General features: G+C 53.6%; 13 protein-coding genes, 2 rRNA genes and 1 pseudogene (1 of these 16 running past the window's edge). 6 read left to right on the plus strand and 10 right to left on the minus strand.

Features of this window, described 5'->3' with window-relative positions; translation table 11 throughout:
* The first annotated feature begins 467 nt into the window (after positions 1 to 467).
* The 4 genes from PSQ19_RS11045 (at position 468) to PSQ19_RS11060 (ending at position 3,951) form a co-directional block, all read left to right on the plus strand.
* Positions 468 to 1,169, plus strand: a complete 702-nt coding sequence (locus PSQ19_RS11045; protein WP_282217773.1) for a glycosyltransferase family 4 protein — start codon at positions 468 to 470, stop codon at positions 1,167 to 1,169.
* A gap of 93 nt (positions 1,170 to 1,262) precedes the next feature.
* The gene (locus tag PSQ19_RS11050) at positions 1,263 to 1,574 is read left to right on the plus strand and encodes a hypothetical protein (RefSeq protein WP_282217774.1); all 312 of its coding nucleotides are present in this window, start codon (positions 1,263 to 1,265) and stop codon (positions 1,572 to 1,574) included.
* A gap of 57 nt (positions 1,575 to 1,631) precedes the next feature.
* A complete protein-coding gene (locus PSQ19_RS11055) occupies positions 1,632 to 2,498 on the plus strand; it encodes a hypothetical protein (RefSeq protein WP_282217775.1) in 867 nt (288 codons plus the stop codon).
* A gap of 79 nt (positions 2,499 to 2,577) precedes the next feature.
* Positions 2,578 to 3,951, plus strand: a complete 1,374-nt coding sequence (locus tag PSQ19_RS11060) for a hypothetical protein (protein WP_282217776.1) — start codon at positions 2,578 to 2,580, stop codon at positions 3,949 to 3,951.
* Positions 3,952 to 4,090: 139 nt separating this feature from the next.
* Here the strand turns inward: PSQ19_RS11060 and PSQ19_RS11065 are convergent, their stop codons facing one another.
* The 8 genes and pseudogenes from PSQ19_RS11065 to PSQ19_RS11100 all read right to left on the minus strand — a co-directional run bounded on the left by PSQ19_RS11065 (position 4,091) and on the right by PSQ19_RS11100 (position 11,189).
* A complete protein-coding gene (locus PSQ19_RS11065) occupies positions 4,091 to 4,675 on the minus strand; it encodes a hypothetical protein (protein ID WP_282217777.1) in 585 nt (194 codons plus the stop codon).
* Positions 4,662 to 5,414, minus strand: coding sequence for a DUF2793 domain-containing protein (locus PSQ19_RS11070; RefSeq protein WP_282217778.1), 753 nt, complete (start codon positions 5,412 to 5,414; stop codon positions 4,662 to 4,664). The genes PSQ19_RS11065 and PSQ19_RS11070 overlap by 14 nt, the downstream gene beginning before the upstream one ends.
* Positions 5,415 to 5,502: 88 nt before the next feature.
* Positions 5,503 to 5,952: a glycosyltransferase family protein gene (locus PSQ19_RS11075; RefSeq protein WP_282217779.1), complete on the minus strand. Its 450-nt coding sequence runs from the start codon at positions 5,950 to 5,952 to the stop codon at positions 5,503 to 5,505.
* Positions 5,930 to 6,775: a glycosyltransferase gene (locus PSQ19_RS11080; RefSeq protein ID WP_282217780.1), complete on the minus strand. Its 846-nt coding sequence runs from the start codon at positions 6,773 to 6,775 to the stop codon at positions 5,930 to 5,932. Before PSQ19_RS11080 ends, PSQ19_RS11075 begins: the two co-directional genes overlap by 23 nt.
* A gap of 282 nt (positions 6,776 to 7,057) precedes the next feature.
* Entirely contained in the window at positions 7,058 to 7,636 is a 579-nt protein-coding gene (locus PSQ19_RS11085) for an acyltransferase (protein ID WP_282217781.1), read from the minus strand.
* Between the two features lie 37 nt (positions 7,637 to 7,673).
* Positions 7,674 to 8,777, minus strand: coding sequence for a DegT/DnrJ/EryC1/StrS family aminotransferase (locus tag PSQ19_RS11090; protein WP_282217782.1), 1,104 nt, complete (start codon positions 8,775 to 8,777; stop codon positions 7,674 to 7,676).
* Between the two features lie 42 nt (positions 8,778 to 8,819).
* Entirely contained in the window at positions 8,820 to 9,881 is a 1,062-nt protein-coding gene (locus PSQ19_RS11095; RefSeq protein WP_282217783.1) for a Gfo/Idh/MocA family protein, read from the minus strand.
* Positions 9,881 to 11,189: pseudogene (locus PSQ19_RS11100) on the minus strand (nucleotide sugar dehydrogenase). The gene PSQ19_RS11095 and the pseudogene PSQ19_RS11100 overlap by 1 nt, the downstream one beginning before the upstream one ends.
* 707 nt (positions 11,190 to 11,896) lie before the next feature.
* Between PSQ19_RS11100 and PSQ19_RS11105 the strand changes: the two are divergent.
* Complete coding sequence (locus PSQ19_RS11105) at positions 11,897 to 12,034, plus strand: hypothetical protein (protein ID WP_282217784.1); 138 nt, start codon at positions 11,897 to 11,899, stop codon at positions 12,032 to 12,034.
* A 3-nt stretch (positions 12,035 to 12,037) separates the two neighbouring features.
* The gene (locus tag PSQ19_RS11110) at positions 12,038 to 13,015 is read left to right on the plus strand and encodes a transporter substrate-binding domain-containing protein (RefSeq protein WP_282217785.1); all 978 of its coding nucleotides are present in this window, start codon (positions 12,038 to 12,040) and stop codon (positions 13,013 to 13,015) included.
* A gap of 380 nt (positions 13,016 to 13,395) precedes the next feature.
* On the opposite strand, the gene rrf is transcribed toward PSQ19_RS11110, so the two are convergent.
* Together rrf and PSQ19_RS11120 are read right to left on the minus strand one after the other, a co-directional pair.
* Positions 13,396 to 13,511 (minus strand): 5S ribosomal RNA (gene rrf / locus PSQ19_RS11115).
* A 250-nt stretch (positions 13,512 to 13,761) separates the two neighbouring features.
* Positions 13,762 to 15,902 (minus strand): 23S ribosomal RNA (locus PSQ19_RS11120); it runs 587 nt beyond the window's last position.

Consider the following 15,902-nt stretch of genomic DNA (forward strand, 5'->3'; position numbering starts at 1 on the left):
ATATTGGATTATACACACTTGTGAATCTATATCAAAACAAAGACAATTTGATGAATATTGCAAAAAAACTAACGATAATCCCATGCTAGTCATCCTCATGTCGGCTCTTTCGCCCTGGTCATTCGATATCGTTAAGGGCTTGGCGGATGCTGGAATGGAGATTGCGGTTGCATACCCGGATACGGCAGACGCCAATGTTAGCGCTGCGGTCGCGGCTAATTTGGGGGCGTTGGAATCTATAGGCGTGCCGACGATTGCGTTGCCAAAACAGCATTCGTTGCTACCAAATTCCGTCCGTATGGCGATGGGTCTGCGCCAGCTGCGAAGGCTCGTTGGGACAGTATGATTTGCTAACGCTTTATGGTGGAAATTTTGCCCTTGCCGCTTGGCTGTCAGGAATACGCCCCTACTCAATTTACTGGGTGGGGAGCGATGTAAATATATCGTGCCGGGCGCGCTGGCTGATAATGAGTATTATGGCTCGCAATGCGCGTTTCAATATCGCCAATGGCGGTGTGCTGGCTGGGAAGGCCAAAGACCAGTTTGGTGTCAAAAACGTGCTACCGCTTTATCATGGTATTGACACGCAATACTGGTCCAACGGGGCAGACAAACAACATGGCATGATAGTGTGCGCCCGACGATTTGAACCGATTTACGACAATGACACCATTATTAGAGCATTCGGCCAGTGCCATGACAGTGGCCAGGGTCTATCCCTTACCTTTACCGCCGATGGCACCTTGCTAGAGGGCGCGCGGAAATTGGCGGCGGAGGTTGCGCCACACGGGGCTAAATCGATTGAGTTCATTGGTGGTGGGGTCGATGCAGATCACCTGCGGCGCTTGTTCGCGTCGTCCGAGATTTACGTCTCCATGTCGCTGTCAGACGGCGCGTCGACCGCACTGTTGCAGGCGATGGCAATGGGTTGCTTCCCGGTGGTGAGTGACATACCGGCAAACCGAGAGTGGCTTGACCATGGTTGCGACATTGAGCTTGTGTCTGTTGGCGCTGTTGACGCCCTCGCTGAGGCGCTTCAACGGGTGCATGGAGGCATGACCAGACGCGCTAACGCAATTGAGCGCAACCGGGCAATTGTTGAAAAGCTGGCGTCGAGTAGAACCAACCTGTCTTATCTTGCTCGTTATTTGCGCGGTCATGCAGAGTAAATCCGGTGTATGTGTAGCACGCCGCGGGCGGTGCTATCCCGACCGTTCGCGAGGAAGTCTTCATGCACACCGCCGCAATTATGGTGCCGGGATTTGAGTAAAATTCTTATACTTAGTGTTCTCATACAAAGTCTAGGAACACTAAGTTCGTTCGCACTTTTGGCTGTCATTGCGCGGTTCGGCGGACCGCTACTGCAGGGCGAATATGCAAGCCTGAAGGCCTGGATCGACTTTATGGTGGTGATTGGACAGTTTGGTATCCCGCAAGGGTTTATTTACGTCGTCAACAAAGGCCTTGCAGATAGAAAAAACTTGCCAATTGGTCGTCCCGATACGCCTTGGCAACGGCCCTGGGCGCGGCCATCGTTACCGCGATTACCCTATGGAGCGGCGTGGTCACCCTGAGCAGTAATAACATGATCGCGCTGGAAGGCTCTGACGATCGGGGCAATCTGTGCGTTATTGATCTATCACCGGTTTATCCGCGGTCTCTTGCTTACTGAAAACGACGGGGCCGGGTTCGCATTCTTCTCGATTGTGCCGGCGATATTGCTGTTTGCAGGAATTGCTGCAAGTTTGCTCGGGGGCATCACGAAGCTGGAGTATGCATTTTTGGCCGCCGCTGGCTTGAGCGGCGTCGCGAGCGTGGCGGTTTCCCGTAGAATCCAAAGCCATGCCACCGACTTGGGAAACCTCGGGATCCCGTTTAGGGAGCTGCTGACACAATCGCGAAATATGTTTAGCCAAAATGTTTTGACGGCTGCGCAACCGGTGCTGATCTACTACATTGTGCGCTCGTTTGGCGGGACGACCGTTGATATCGGATTTGTCAATATATCGACACTATCAATGGTCGCCGGAAACGCTCTATTCGCGATGGCCGCGCCGATCTTTTATAATCGGTGGAGCAAAAGTTTGGCGGCACATCAACTTTTTGGGTTGGAAGCCAGGGTTTTTCTGCTGAGTGCGCTGGTCGTCCTACTTTGCGTGCTGGTGATTCCACTCGTGCCATTTCTCGTCCCAACAATATTGGGCACGCGCTATTCCCCCGCAATTTTCGCCATGCAACTAACAACATTGGCATTACCAGCGCTGTTTTATAGCCGGGTCATAACCCCTGCGCTGTACGGCATTGGCCAGGCGAAATTGGTTGCCACCATGTCGTTGCTGCGGCTCGTGGTGTCAATTGGAGTGCTATGCGCACTCATTGCATCTGGCTGGGGTCTCGTGGTGTCCGCCGCATCGGCCTGGCTGATTGGCGAGTGGGCGGCGTCTGCGGGCACTGCAATTGAAATATCCAGACGAAAGCACCGCACTGAGTTTACATAAATCGGTTGTCCATGCGATTAGATGAAGGCCAAATAAGCACTTATGGTTCGTTTTAGAGTAGATCAAGAGATGTTGGGACGTGAGCACATTGATAATTAACCCGGCTGCATTTTGGGCGTGCGTAGCCTATGTCGTCGTGGTCACAGCTGTTGCCGGATGGGCAATAAAACGACGGCAACTGTCGCTGGTTGAGCCACTTTCACAATTTTTGATCTTCAATAGCTTGTTCACGCTGCCATTGGCGATCAGAGTTGTATTTACCAACAAGATCGAGGGAAATGTTTCACCCTTCTTGCTTGATTTTGTCGATTATATTCCCATTAGCGTCGTATTTTCGGCGATAGCAGTTTTGATGTTTACCGTTGGCTATTACACGCGGATACCGCAAACCATTGCGGGATACATTCCAACTATTGAAACCAGGTCGGCCAGGCGCAGCATCATTGCCGCGGCGATCATCGCGGCAATAAGTCTGGCAATGATCGCAGCGCTGGCCGGGGGACCACACCAAATTGGCGATCTCCTGCTGCATGGCTATGGCATAACCAAGGTGATGGTCAACAATGCACTGTTTGCCGTTGGTTTTGGTTGGTTGTTTGTCGCGGTGATGTTCTTGTTTGTCGCCTATGCGATCTCAGGCAATAAAATTGTCTTGGCTGTCGCCATACTGGCACTAATGGCCGATTTGGCACTCAATGTCGTAATCGCACGCCGCGCCGAAATTTTGTATATTCTGGCCTGCTTTGGCACTTTTTTCTTGCTCAAGATTTACCGATTCAAGGCGCGGACGATCATTGCCTTTGTACTCGTCGGTTTTTTGGCGCTCAATCTATTGGGGGTAACCAGAGGATCAGGGTACAATGATTTTGGCGATTTCGTCGCAAAGACATCGAGCAAGTTACAACAACGTCTGATCAATCCGGGCTCGAGCTTTTTCTATACGCTGACGGTTGGCGAATTCGTGGCACCGTTCGAGACATTGCCACAGATAGTCAAATCAACCAGCACTGACACCAGCTATAAATTCGGCAAAACATATCTGGAATCGCCATTGTTTCTGGTGCCCAGGGCAATTTGGGCCGACCGGCCAGAAACGATTGCGCACTGGTACGTGCGAAAATACTATGGGCAGGAAGGCAGTCTTGAAATTGGTCGGCAGTTTTTCTGGTTGAGTGAGGCCTATCTGAATTTTGGCGTGTTCGGCGTGGTTTTTATCTCGCTGCTGTTCGGGGCCATGTGGCGCACGCTCTATGAATGGCTCAAATCATCGAATTTTGATCCAGGCGCGGCGCTGATTTATGCATTGAGCGTTGGTTTCATGTTTAAGGCGATTTCCGGCAGCATGGTTTCCGTGTTGGCTGCCCTGCCGAAAAACAGTATTGGCATTGCCATTATTGGGCTGCTTATTGCGGGCACTACGGCCAGCATATTCAATAAACCTCAAGAACAATGATGAGTATAACCCGGCGCTGGCACAGCGATTGGGCGAAAATGGCCGAAAGGCTGTGACTGAGCGCTATAATTGGGGCATAGAAGAGCAAAAGCTATTGCGGTTCTATGCTGAAGTCATTGGGTAGTTTTGCCCCTCTATATCATCCAGGCCAACTATTATAGCCCGCAACAACGCCGATATTGTCGTCGATTGGTGTTATGCCGCCCATGAGCGCTGGGCAGGCGAGCAGAAACTTGTCGCCAGACGCTTGGGCATAAATGCCAATAGGCGGCGGATTGTAGCCAAAGTTGCTCCGCGGGTTCAGTTCGTGGAAAATCGTCACTGACACCCAATCGTCGGCGGGGGCGATGGCAAAGGTTTCGTCGTGGATTGTGCCATTCACGCTGGCGGTTTGGCCGGGATAGAGTTTGATAAGGATGGCCTGGTCCAAAGCGCGCAGATAGGCATGAAAGGTCATGGCGGGTGCCTGGACGGCCAAGGCGCCGAACAGACAATAATATCCCGTAAGGCCATCAACGCTAGCGGGACCAACCGCTGTGCCGCTGCCCATGGTGATCTGGGCCACCCAAAATTCGGGACCGTAGCGACGATAGCTGACGTCACGAATTGTATCGATCAAATTCCGAATGTGCGTATTGAGCGCGCCAGCGCTGCCGCCATAATCATTATTGTTGGTTATATATTTGGCCAGGCCGGTGATAGCGGCGCCATTATAGGGCGTCAAATAGGCTCGGAAAGGCAAACGCCCCAACGCCGGTACCCGTGACCCCATTGCCGCCAAAGCGGCCACTATCCTGATAAAGATTGAGCGCATAGTTGGACAGGTATTTGGCCTGGGGGAAGCTGGGAATGCCGGTAGTAGGATCAACGCTCATGGCCTCGACAAACGTGCTGCCGTCGCCACTCACCTTGAACGAAAGACGATCATCGCCCGTCAGGCCCAGTTCGGCACGACCCGAAAAATTGTCTTGAAAAACCAGGCTTGCCGTATCGCTTTGGCTGGCTTTGTTGATCACCAGACGGTGACTGCTGCCCTCATGGGTTAATAGCGTGGCGGGCGCGGCGACCGCCAGACGATTGCTCAGATCCGCTTCTGTATTGATGCCTAGATGGGTATATTGGTCGGGCCGCAATGGCGTCCAGATGTCGGCGGTAAGAACCAGCATTTGCGTTTCGTCGCTGCACCATGCCAACCACCCTTCCTGCGGAGTCAGGAACGACCAGGCACCATCTTGGAATAGCGCAATCGCATTAGCATGGCCGCTCCAGTCCCCGGTAGGCGCGCTGGCAACAATATAGCGGGCGCCCGACGCAGGAGTCGCGGGTGGCACCGAAAGGTTGCGGCTGGAAACGGCCAGCATAACCAGCCCATCGAGCGCATTGAGCGCCTGATTATGGGTGATGAATTTTTGTGCCTGCCCTGGCATGATGTAAGGAAGGCTAAGATGCGGTGTACTGTCCATGGCGCGGATCCTGGCTGATGGGTTTCAACCAAGATTAGTGCCTTTCAACGAAGCGGGCATAAGCGGGACAAACCACCATAGCCCGCGGTCAGGCTCCAGATCGACGCTTTTGGGTCCGTTCTATCGCGGCAATATAGTCAGCAGCGACTTTGTCATAGTTGAGCTGTTCAGCAACAAAGGCGCGGCCCCTTTCGCCCATTGCAGCGCGGTCTTCAGGCGACATATCGAGCAATTGCGTGAATACCTTGGCGACAGATTCTGCTTCGCCATTATCCGCACAAATTCCGGCACCTGATCGGGCAGCCGGACCATTGGCAGAACTAAACGGAAGCAACACCGGAAGGCCCATTCTCATAAAGTCCACGATCTTGTTAAAGCTCGTGCCAAACTTATAAAGTCTGGGGAAGTCCTTGCCGCCAGCATAGCCAATATCGCACGCGTCAACGAGCCAAAGCGCCTCTGCTTTTGGCACGGGATCGACAAAACGCACATTAGATAATCGTCGTTGTGCGGCATCAGCCTTGAGTTGTTCTGCCATACCGCCAGTACCAACCAGCAAAACGCCGAACCGGCCTTCTGTCCCCTGCGCATTCATCAAGGCTCATGGCCTCAAGCAATTTATCCAGTCCATTCGGCGCGCCCTGGGCACCGGGATGAATCGCAACCAGCCGACCCTCGGCCTTCCAGGCAGCGATTTGGGCAGCTGCTGTCAGCCCTGCCGCGGTTGTGGGCACTTCGGGCATCGTCAAGCGGGCGAGCGAAACAGCATTAGGGACATGAACAAATTTGTTCGGGCCGAGCCCATGGGCGCGCATATGCGCTTCTGCGCCACCCAGTACCGAGGAGACGAGGTTGGCTTTGCGATACGCGAACCATTCTGTAAAGGCGGTCAATATCGCGAAGGGATGAAACTTGCTGGTACCATTGATTTCGATCAGCGACAGCGGCCATAAATCGCGCACTTCAAAGGTTAAATGCGCACCAAATTGACGGGCCAATTTGGCCGCCGGAAAGATCGCAAATGGCTGAGGCGAACTGACAATGATCGCGTCGGGTTTGGCCAAATCAGACGGCACCCGCGCGGGCAGGTGAAGCACTGCCCGGCAATAATCGCCCATGTTTTTGATCCGGCCCAGCCCGTTGCCCGAGTAGGGACGTGCCGGCAGCGCCACATAGCGCACACCGTCCACAGTCAATTCAGGTGGCAGTGGTTCCTTAATGTCCAGCATATGGTGAAAACTTGCGACAAAATTGGTCGTTGTATGTCCAGTATGCGCCCAAGCGCGCGACAAGTGGTAGGGGCGGGTCAATCGGCCCATACCGGGGCCGCCAGCGTAATGATGAAAATACCAGATATTCATTGGAAAATATGATCCTGTTAAAAAGTAGTGGGCCACGGAAAATCGCGGCTAGGTCAAAAACTCGGCAATGGTTGAATTGATGTCGCCATATACGGCGACCGGGTCCGGCGTAGCGTCTCACAAATTGGCACGAAATGCTGGTCAGTATGCACCATGATCGCGCCTATTTGTCACCGCGCCACAATGCCTGGCTAACCGAGGCAACGTTGATAAACTGGGGTTGGGCGCCAACAATATTTTCCATGATCGTCATGATATATTCTTTGACATCTATGGTGTGCGTTAATCGGCCAAATGAAGTTCGTTACCAGTAAGGCGATAGGTCTCGCCGGTCGCGGGGCATTGGGCATCGCCGACGCCGTTGACAGGTAGGTCCAACCGCTCGCCATGGCGGCTCATCCAGCCGATCTGGCGGGCGGGAACACCGACGACCAGCGCAAAATCGGGGATGTTGCGGTTAACCACGGCTCCAGCGCCAACAAAGGCATAGCGGCCAATAGTGACGCCGCAAACGATGGTGCAATTGGCACCGAGTGTGGCGCCCTGCCCGACAAGTGTGTCGCGATATTCAGCTTTTCGCGGAACGGCGGCGCGCGGGTTATAGACATTGGTAAAAACCATGCTGGGGCCGCAAAAAACATCGTCTTCCAGCGTCACATTGTCATAGACCGACACGTTGTTTTGGATTTTGACCCGATTGCCGATTACCACGCGATTGGCGATAAAAACATTCTGCCCAAGGCTGCACTGATCGCCAATTTGAGCGCCAGCGCAAACATGGACCCAGTGCCAGATCTGCGTGCCCTCACCTAAAGTTGCACCGGCATCGACAATGGCTGTTGGATGGATTGTGGCTGGCATAATGTTGTCCTTAGCCGTTAATCAGCATTTTGCGTATTTACGCCTTGAGGGCTGCAACGATTTGGTCTTGGGCGTCGGGGGCCAGAAAAGGGTGCATGGGTAGGCTAAAGACGCGGTTGGCGACGTATTCGGTGCGCGCCAAGCTGCCGGAAATGCGGCAGAGATCGCGATAGGCGGGCTGATTGTGCAAGGGCACGGGGTAATGCACTGCGGTTGGAATATTTTGAGCTTTTAGCTTGGCCAGAACGGCGTCGCGATCATCGACCTGGAGGGTGAATTGGGCCCAGACGCAGGTGCGGTCAGCGCGTATGACGGGCAATTGCACAGTGTTGATGCCGCTTAATAGGTCCAGATAGCGCTGCCCAATGTCAAGGCGCCGTTCAACTTCCCAATCAAACTCTTCGAGCTTGGCAAGCACAACGGCGGCCTGAATTGTATCCATACGACCGCCAACGCCAATGCGGGTATGGTAATAGCGGCGCTCTTGACCATGAACGCGAATTTCACGTATGGCCTTGGCTAAGTCGGGATCGGTCGTAAAAATTGCCCCACCATCGCCATAGCAGCCCAAGGGCTTGCTGGGGAAAAAGCTGGTACAGCCAACCGAGGACAGGCCACAGCTGCGCCGTTCCTGATAGGTCGCGCCAAAGCTTTGGGCAGCGTCCTCGATGATGGCGATGTTGCCGTAGCGCGCCGCCAGTGCGTTGAGTTCAGCCATATCGGCGGGCTGACCATAAAGCGACACCGGCATGATGGCGCGGGTTTTGGGGGTGATTGCGGCCTCGACCAGATTGACGTCGATATTGCAGGTATCAGGTTCGACATCGACAAAAACCGGGATGGCCCCGACCAGCGCAATAACTTCGGCGGTGGCGACAAAAGTAAAGGGCGAGGTGATCACTTCATCACCTGGCCCAATGCCCAAGGCCATCAGCGCGATCAGCAACGCCTCGGTGCCCGACGACACGCTGATGCAATAGTCGACGCCCGTATAGTGACCAAGTTTTTCTTCCAACTCGGCCACTTCGGGCCCCATGATATATTGGCCATGGTCGAGCACCGCGTGAATACGGGCATCAATTTTGGCCTTTTGCCGGGCATATTGGGCCTTAAGGTCGATAAATGCGAGGCGAGCAGACACTTGAATACCGCTCCATAAATGAGGCGAAAAATTTGGCCTAGTTTAGACGTCGAGCGGCAAATGCACCCGTTTGCCATCACGCGCCGATCGATAAATGCCAGTCAACACCTCAAGCGAGCGCAGACCAGCACGGCCGTCGGTCTCAGGCTCGGCGTGCCCCCGCAACACGTCAATGACATTGGCGTAATAAAGCGGATGGCCAAATCCATAGACCGACGTTGTTGCATAGCTGGCATCGGCGACCTTGGCATCATCGGCATGAGGGGTTTCAAACGCCCAATGCTCGATTTGATTGACGGCAACACCGCCGATACGCACCGTTCCCTTTTCGCCCAAAATGGTGATCGAGCCTTCCAGATTTTTGGGATAGGTCAGCATGGTCACATTCATCGACCCCAGTGCGCCCGAGCGCCAGCGAATGGAAACGACACCGGTATCTTCGGCCTCGATTTTGCGGGCCAGAGTTGCTGTATCAGCGCACAGGGATTCAATCGGGCCGACGATCCAATCAAGTAAATCAACATAGTGGCTGGCCTGATTCATAAACGCACCACCATCAAACTCCCAGGTGCCGCGCCATTTGGCGGCATCATAATAGTCTTGCGGGCGCGTCCAGAAAACGTTGATATTGACCATATAGATCTTGCCAAAACGCCCCTGCTCCACGGCATTTTTGAGCAATTGTAGCGTGGCATTGCGCCGGTTCTGCTTAACAACAAACAGGCGAACCGCAGCATCGTCGCAGACTTTTACCATGGCCAAACCATCTTCCCAACGCGTTGCCATTGGCTTTTCGGAAACGACGTGCTTGCCGCTGCGTGCAATGGTCATGGCTTGTTCGGCATGGATACCGCTAGGCGTGGTGACAATCACGATATCGGCGGCACTATTGGCCAGCATGTCGTTAAGATTTGTCCAGGTCTTGGCGCGAGTTAAATTGCCGGCTGCACCAGCGGCATCTTCATTGATGTCACACACATCAACGATTTCGGCATTGTCGCTATGCGTCTGAAGCGCGCCAAAATGGTTTTGAGCAATGCGTCCGCACCCAATCAAAGCGAAGCGGATTTTACGATCGGTGATCGGTGCTGGATAATTCCACATTATGACTTCACCACATTGTCGGCCGGTTCAAGATATTTGCCGCGGGTATCGACAATGAGACGGGAGTTGGCCTTGAGCATCTCATAGTCAAATAAGTCATGTCCGGTGGCCAATAACACACAATCGTAGCTGGCAACGACCTCGGGGGATAACACCACGCTGCTTAGATCAAAGTGGGCGTGATGGCGCAATTTGGGGAATACCGGAACGTGAGGGTCGCTATAAGAAACCTCAGCGCCCAGGTCGCACAGCTTTTCCATCAGGACCACCGAAGGCGATTCGCGCATGTCATCGACGTTTTTCTTATAAGCAACGCCGAGCACCAGTATGGATGCGCCATTGATTGATTTTTTGGCACGGTTCAGCGCCGTGCTGATTTTGGACACCACATAATTGGGCATCGAGGCATTCACCTCTCCGGCCAACTCGATGAAGCGGGTATTGACCCCAAATTCGCGCGCTTTCCAGGTCAAATAGAACGGATCGATCGGGATACAGTGTCCGCCAAGGCCGGGGCCCGGATAGTAAGGCACGAAGCCAAAGGGCTTGGTGGCGGCAGCGCGGATCACTTCATGAATATCAATGTTCATTGTGTCCGCGACAATTTTCATTTCGTTGACCAGACCAATATTGACGGCCCGGTGGATATTTTCGAGCAGTTTGGTTAGGCTCGGCAGCGCGGGTGGAACTGACCGGCACGACGTTGTCGATCACGGTGCTATAAAGCGCAACACCCGCCTTCAGGCAGTTTTCAGTAACCCCGCCGCAGACTTTGGGAATCGTCTGAGTGGTGAATTTCGAATTGCCCGGATCTTCACGTTCGGGCGAATAGACCAGGAAAAAATCCTCGCCGACATGAAGACCAACCGATTGAACGCGCGGCAGTAATTCCTCATCCGTCGTGCCCGGGAAAGTCGTGCTCTCCAGCGACAGCAATTGCCCTTGGCGCAAATGGGGCAACAGGGAATCGGTCGTGTCCGTCACATAACTCAGATCAGGTTCGCGGTGCTTGTCGAGTGGGGTGGGAACACATAATATCAGGACGTCGGCTTCCCGTGCCCTGGAAAAATTGCTGGTGGCCTCAAAACCGGCGGCTTTTGCATTGGCGATACGCCCGGCAGAAATATGCTCAATATAGCTACGACCGGCGTCGAGTGCGGCGATTTTGCTGTCGTCAATATCAAGTCCAATGACCTTGAAGCCGACTTCGGCAAAACGCAAAACCAACGGCAAACCAACATAGCCAAGGCCAACAATACCGATCACCGACTTACGGGAAACCACCCTGTCAATAAATGTTTGAAGCACATTATTCCTTAACTAAATATGAGGCTACGCTCGATATCGTTAGTGCATCATTTGGTGTGTTAGATCAACGCTCTGATCGCTTAATTCTGTGCCTAGGCACCATGTGGCAGTTCATGCACTTGGTGTCGGCGTAACGAACCAGGATTTCGTCGGCTTACCGCAGACCTAGACAAGCTATTTGCCTTCAGAGTTGCCGCCAATGCCGCCAGTGCCGCCATTTTTTAATGACCATAGGCTCATGCCAATGGGCGCCTCGCCGTCGCCTCCGCAACATCCGCCCGCCAAGGCTCTGACGTTCTTGAGTTATCCCAATGGCACCGCAATCGTTGGTATCGACTTTCGACCGTACACTGTGGGACGCAGAGGCAAAGGCTCGCCAACAATGTCGCTGTACTAACTACTCAGGCACGGCGGGGCAGGAGGCGCGATAGTTGACACCCATGCCGAGTCAACGATTGCGGATGGGTTTGATACCGCTGACTTTATGAGCACCAGCTTCATCATGGCGGCGGAATTTCACCGAAATCGGTTGATCCCCCGGGGTCTGGACGTAATGATGCCGGATGTTGACTTCACCAAACGTGTATCTGCGCCATCACTCGCCTGCTACGACGCGGCGCCCAAGCCGTCATACGGGGGTGTACCGAGTTCGGCAGCCGATCAATTGCGACATCTGCCCACCCCCGTTCCTCTTTAGTCGGCGAACCATGACCTATAATTCAATGCCAATTCGCGCTCTCGCGGTCATTATCATTTCACTTATTTTGGGCTTGGCCAATATCGACGCCACGCTGGCCCAAACTTCTACGCCAAACGAGGGCACCCCCAACCAGGCCCGCGACTGACGGTTGGCGTATACGAAAGCCCCCTTTGTCATGATCGATGGTGATCAGGTCTCCGGCATGGCCATCGATCTATGGCAATCATTCGCCCAAAACCTCAATCTTGAATATGACTATAAACCGTTTGAAAAGCTGAGTGATCTGGTCGATGCGACGGCGGAAAATCAGGTCAACGTCGCCGTGACCAATTTGACAGTCACCGAGGATCGCGCCGCCCGCATTGATTTCACCCAGCCTTGGTTCGATGCCGGCTTGCGTATTATGGTCAATGAGGATCAGGGTCCCGGTCTTACGGGACTATGGGCGGGACTGCGCGATTCAGGCTATCTGCAGGCCTATGGCTGGCTTGCATTGGTCATCGTGCTGGCAACTGTCGGTTTCACCTTCTTTGACCGCCGATTTGACAAGAATTTTACCAGACACTGGCCTGCGGGACTGGCGGAAAGTTTTTATACAGTCATGTCCATCGCGACCTCTGGCCGGCCCCCTTCCCGCAAAAATCTCTTCGGGTGGCTTGGCCGCTTTTGGCAAGGCATATGGCTGGTTTGCGGCATTGCGGTTTTCGCCTATGTGACCTCCAGTATTACTAGCGTTATGACCACTCTTTCTCTCAACAATCACATTCACAGTCTTGATGATTTGGCTGGAAAGACCATCGGCGTCGCCCAGGGCAGCACAGCCCAGAGCTTTATTCAGGCGGCAAACCTGACCGCAGTGCCGTTCAGCGGCATGACCGAGTTGGCAAAGGCACTGACTGATGGCAAAATTGATGCCTTGATTGGCGACAAGCCTGTACTCGAATATTATGCCCATATCCATCCCGAACTGCCGCTGTCGGTTGTGGGCAGTGTCTTTCATCCCGACAAATATGCCTTCGCGCTGTCGCCCGACACGGTTCTGCGCAAGGCACTGACGGTAGAGGTGGTCGGCGCTCACGAGGATGGGCTGTTAGGCGATTTGAACAGGAAGTATTTCGGCGAGTAAATTCTCTGGTTCACCGGACGAGTACCCTCACGGAGCCATTAGCAGGCGCTTAAACACCCGCGCCCAGCCAGATCAGATCATCGCCAATTATGGTTATCGCCATCATATCGCGAAATTGGCATCCGCGGTTTGACTTCATTGCTTTCGTTGGCTTGCAGGCTCAAAGGGGCGGGCAGATTTTGCAGAGGCCATTGGATGGATATAGCGGCGCTCGAGGGCATTCCCTTCGCTCGGTGCTTAAGCAGCGCGCCTTTTGCGCGTTATCTACATGGGGGATTTGGCTATATTTTGGGGTTTTTGGGCACAAAAAAGCCCCGTCAGTTTTCACTGGCGGGGTTTTTGATTTCGAGATTGTAAAGAGACTGAGCTGTTTTTGGCAGACCTGGCGGCGACCTACTCTCCCAAGCCTTAAGACTTAGTACCATCGGCGCAGCGGTGTTTAACGGTCGAGTTCGGGATGGGATCGGGTTTTGAGCATCGCGCAAAAACCACCAGATCGGCGAAAAACAGCTGAGGTGAATTCTGGTTATATTATTTGGACCTACGCTTTCCCATGCAAGAAGCGTTGGTCTGGTGTTTTTGTGACCGATGTTTTCGACAATGCGTATCAGGTCTTTCATCAGCGCTCCTGGAGGAGCGCAGCGAACGACCCCGGCCAACTTTTTGGCCGCCCCACCGGCGGGTCTTTGACCCGTGAGGCAGAGAGATGGTAACGGCAAGGCCGTTACGAGCATTGATTAATGAGAACGATCAAGCCAATCGGGCTATTAGTACCGGTAAGCTTCACATATTGCTACGCTTCCACACCCGGCCTATCGACGTGGTGGTCTTCCACGGCTCTCAAGGGAATACTAGTTTTGAAGGAGGCTTCCCGCTTAGATGCTTTCAGCGGTTATCCCGTCCGAACTTAGCTACCCTGCAATGCGGCTGGCGCCACAACAGGTCCACCAGAGGTTCGTCCAACCCGGTCCTCTCGTACTAGGGTCAGGCTCTTCTCAATATTCCTACACCCACGGCAGATAGGGACCGAACTGTCTCACGACGTTCTAAACCCAGGCTCACGTACCACTTTAAATGGCGAACAGCCATACCCTTGGGACCTGCTCCAGCCCCAGGATGTGATGAGCCGACATCGAGGTGCCAAACAATGCCGTCGATATGGACTCTTGGGCATTATCAGCCTGTTATCCCCAGCGTACCTTTTATTCGTTGAGCGATGGCCCTTCCACGCGGGACCACCGGATCACTATGACCGACTTTCGTCTCTGCTCGACTTGTCAGTCTCGCAGTCAGGCAGGCTTATGCCATTGCACTCGTCGACCGATTTCCGACCGGTCTGAGCCCACCATCGCGCGCCTCCGTTACTCTTTGGGAGGCGACCGCCCCAGTCAAACTACCCACCATACGCTGTCCCGGACACTGTTATGCCGCGGTTAGACATCTATGACGATAAGGGTGGTATCTCATCTTTTGGCTCCACAAAGACTGGCGTCCCTGCTTCAAAGCCTACCACCTATCCTGCACATGCCGACACAAATGCCAGCGTAAAGCTATAGTAAAGGTGCATGGGGTCTTTCCGTCTGACCGCAGGAACCCCGCATCTTCACGGGGAATTCAATTTCGCTGAGTCTATACTGGAGACAGTGGGGAAGTCGTTACGCCATTCGTGCAGGTCGGAACTTACCCGACAAGGAATTTCGCTACCTTAGGACCGTTATAGTTACGGCCGCCGTTTACCGGGGCTTCAATTCAAGGCTTGCACCTCTCCTTTTAACCTTCCGGCACCGGGCAGGCGTCAGACCCTATACGTCGTTTTGCAACTTCGCAGAGCCCTGTGTTTTTAGTAAACAGTCGCCACCCCCTCTTTTGTGCCACTTCTAAAGGGTTGCCCCGATAGAAGTCATGCTTATCCCGAAGTTACGCATGCAATTTGCCGAGTTCCTTCAGTATAGTTCTCTCAAGCGCCTTGGTATACTCTACCAGTCCACCTGTGTCGGTTTAGGGTACGGTCAATATCGATGGAGCCTATTTCCTGGAACCGGCTCATCGCACCCCCAATCCGTTAAGGGGATACGAACCTGCGCGATCCGTCACTACCATCTGGTTCACGAATATTAACGTGATTCCCATCGGCTACGCATTTCTGCCTCACCTTAGGGGCCGACTAACCCTGCGCTGATTAGCATTGCGCAGGAACCCTTGGACTTTCGGCGAAAGTGTCTCTCACACTTTTTGTCGCTACTCATGTCATCATTCGCACTTCCGATACCTCCACGGCCCCTCACAGGTACCGCTTCGCAGGCTTACGGAACGCTCCGCTACCGCTTACAACAAAGTTGTAAACCCTAAGCTTCGGTGGATAGTTTCAGACCCGTTACATCTTCGCCGCAGGATCGCTTGACCAGTGAGCCTGTTACGCTATCTTTAAAGGATGGCTGCTTCTAAGCCAACCTCCTGGTTGTCTAAGCAATCCCACATGCTTTCCCACTTAACTATCACTTGGGGACCTTAGCTGTAGGTTAGGGCTGTTTCCCTTTTGACGACGGACCTTAGCACCCGCCGTCTGTCTCCCGAGTAGTACTTCTGGGTATTCGGAGTTTGGTTAGGTTTGGTAAGTCGGTGAGACCCCCTAGCCCATCCAGTGCTCTACCCCCCAGAGTATTCGCTCGAGGCGATACCTAAATATCTTTCGCGGAGAACCAGCTATTTCCGAGTTTGATTGGCCTTTCACCCCTAGGAACAAGTCATCCCCGTCTTTTTCAACAGACGTGGGTTCGGCCCTCCAGTAAGTGTTACCTTACCTTCAGCCTGCTCATACCTAGATCACTCGGTTTCGGGTCTAATCCGACTAACTTAACGCCCTATTCAGACTCGCTTTCGCTGCGCC

The sequence above is a fragment of the Devosia algicola genome (assembly GCF_028816455.1).
Lineage (GTDB): Bacteria > Pseudomonadota > Alphaproteobacteria > Rhizobiales > Devosiaceae > Devosia > Devosia algicola.

Excerpts from the sequence above, each read along its gene's own strand:
- PSQ19_RS11045 (WP_282217773.1), top strand. The coding sequence starts at position 468 with ATGAGTATTATGGCTCGCAATGCGCGTTTCAATATCGCCAATGGCGGT.
- PSQ19_RS11070 (WP_282217778.1), bottom strand. The coding sequence starts at position 5,414 with ATGGACAGTACACCGCATCTTAGCCTTCCTTACATCATGCCAGGGCAG.
- PSQ19_RS11075 (WP_282217779.1), bottom strand. The coding sequence starts at position 5,952 with ATGGCAGAACAACTCAAGGCTGATGCCGCACAACGACGATTATCTAAT.
- PSQ19_RS11080 (WP_282217780.1), bottom strand. The coding sequence starts at position 6,775 with ATGAATATCTGGTATTTTCATCATTACGCTGGCGGCCCCGGTATGGGC.
- PSQ19_RS11085 (WP_282217781.1), bottom strand. The coding sequence starts at position 7,636 with ATGCCAGCCACAATCCATCCAACAGCCATTGTCGATGCCGGTGCAACT.
- PSQ19_RS11095 (WP_282217783.1), bottom strand. The coding sequence starts at position 9,881 with ATGTGGAATTATCCAGCACCGATCACCGATCGTAAAATCCGCTTCGCT.
- PSQ19_RS11105 (WP_282217784.1), top strand. The coding sequence starts at position 11,897 with ATGACCTATAATTCAATGCCAATTCGCGCTCTCGCGGTCATTATCATT.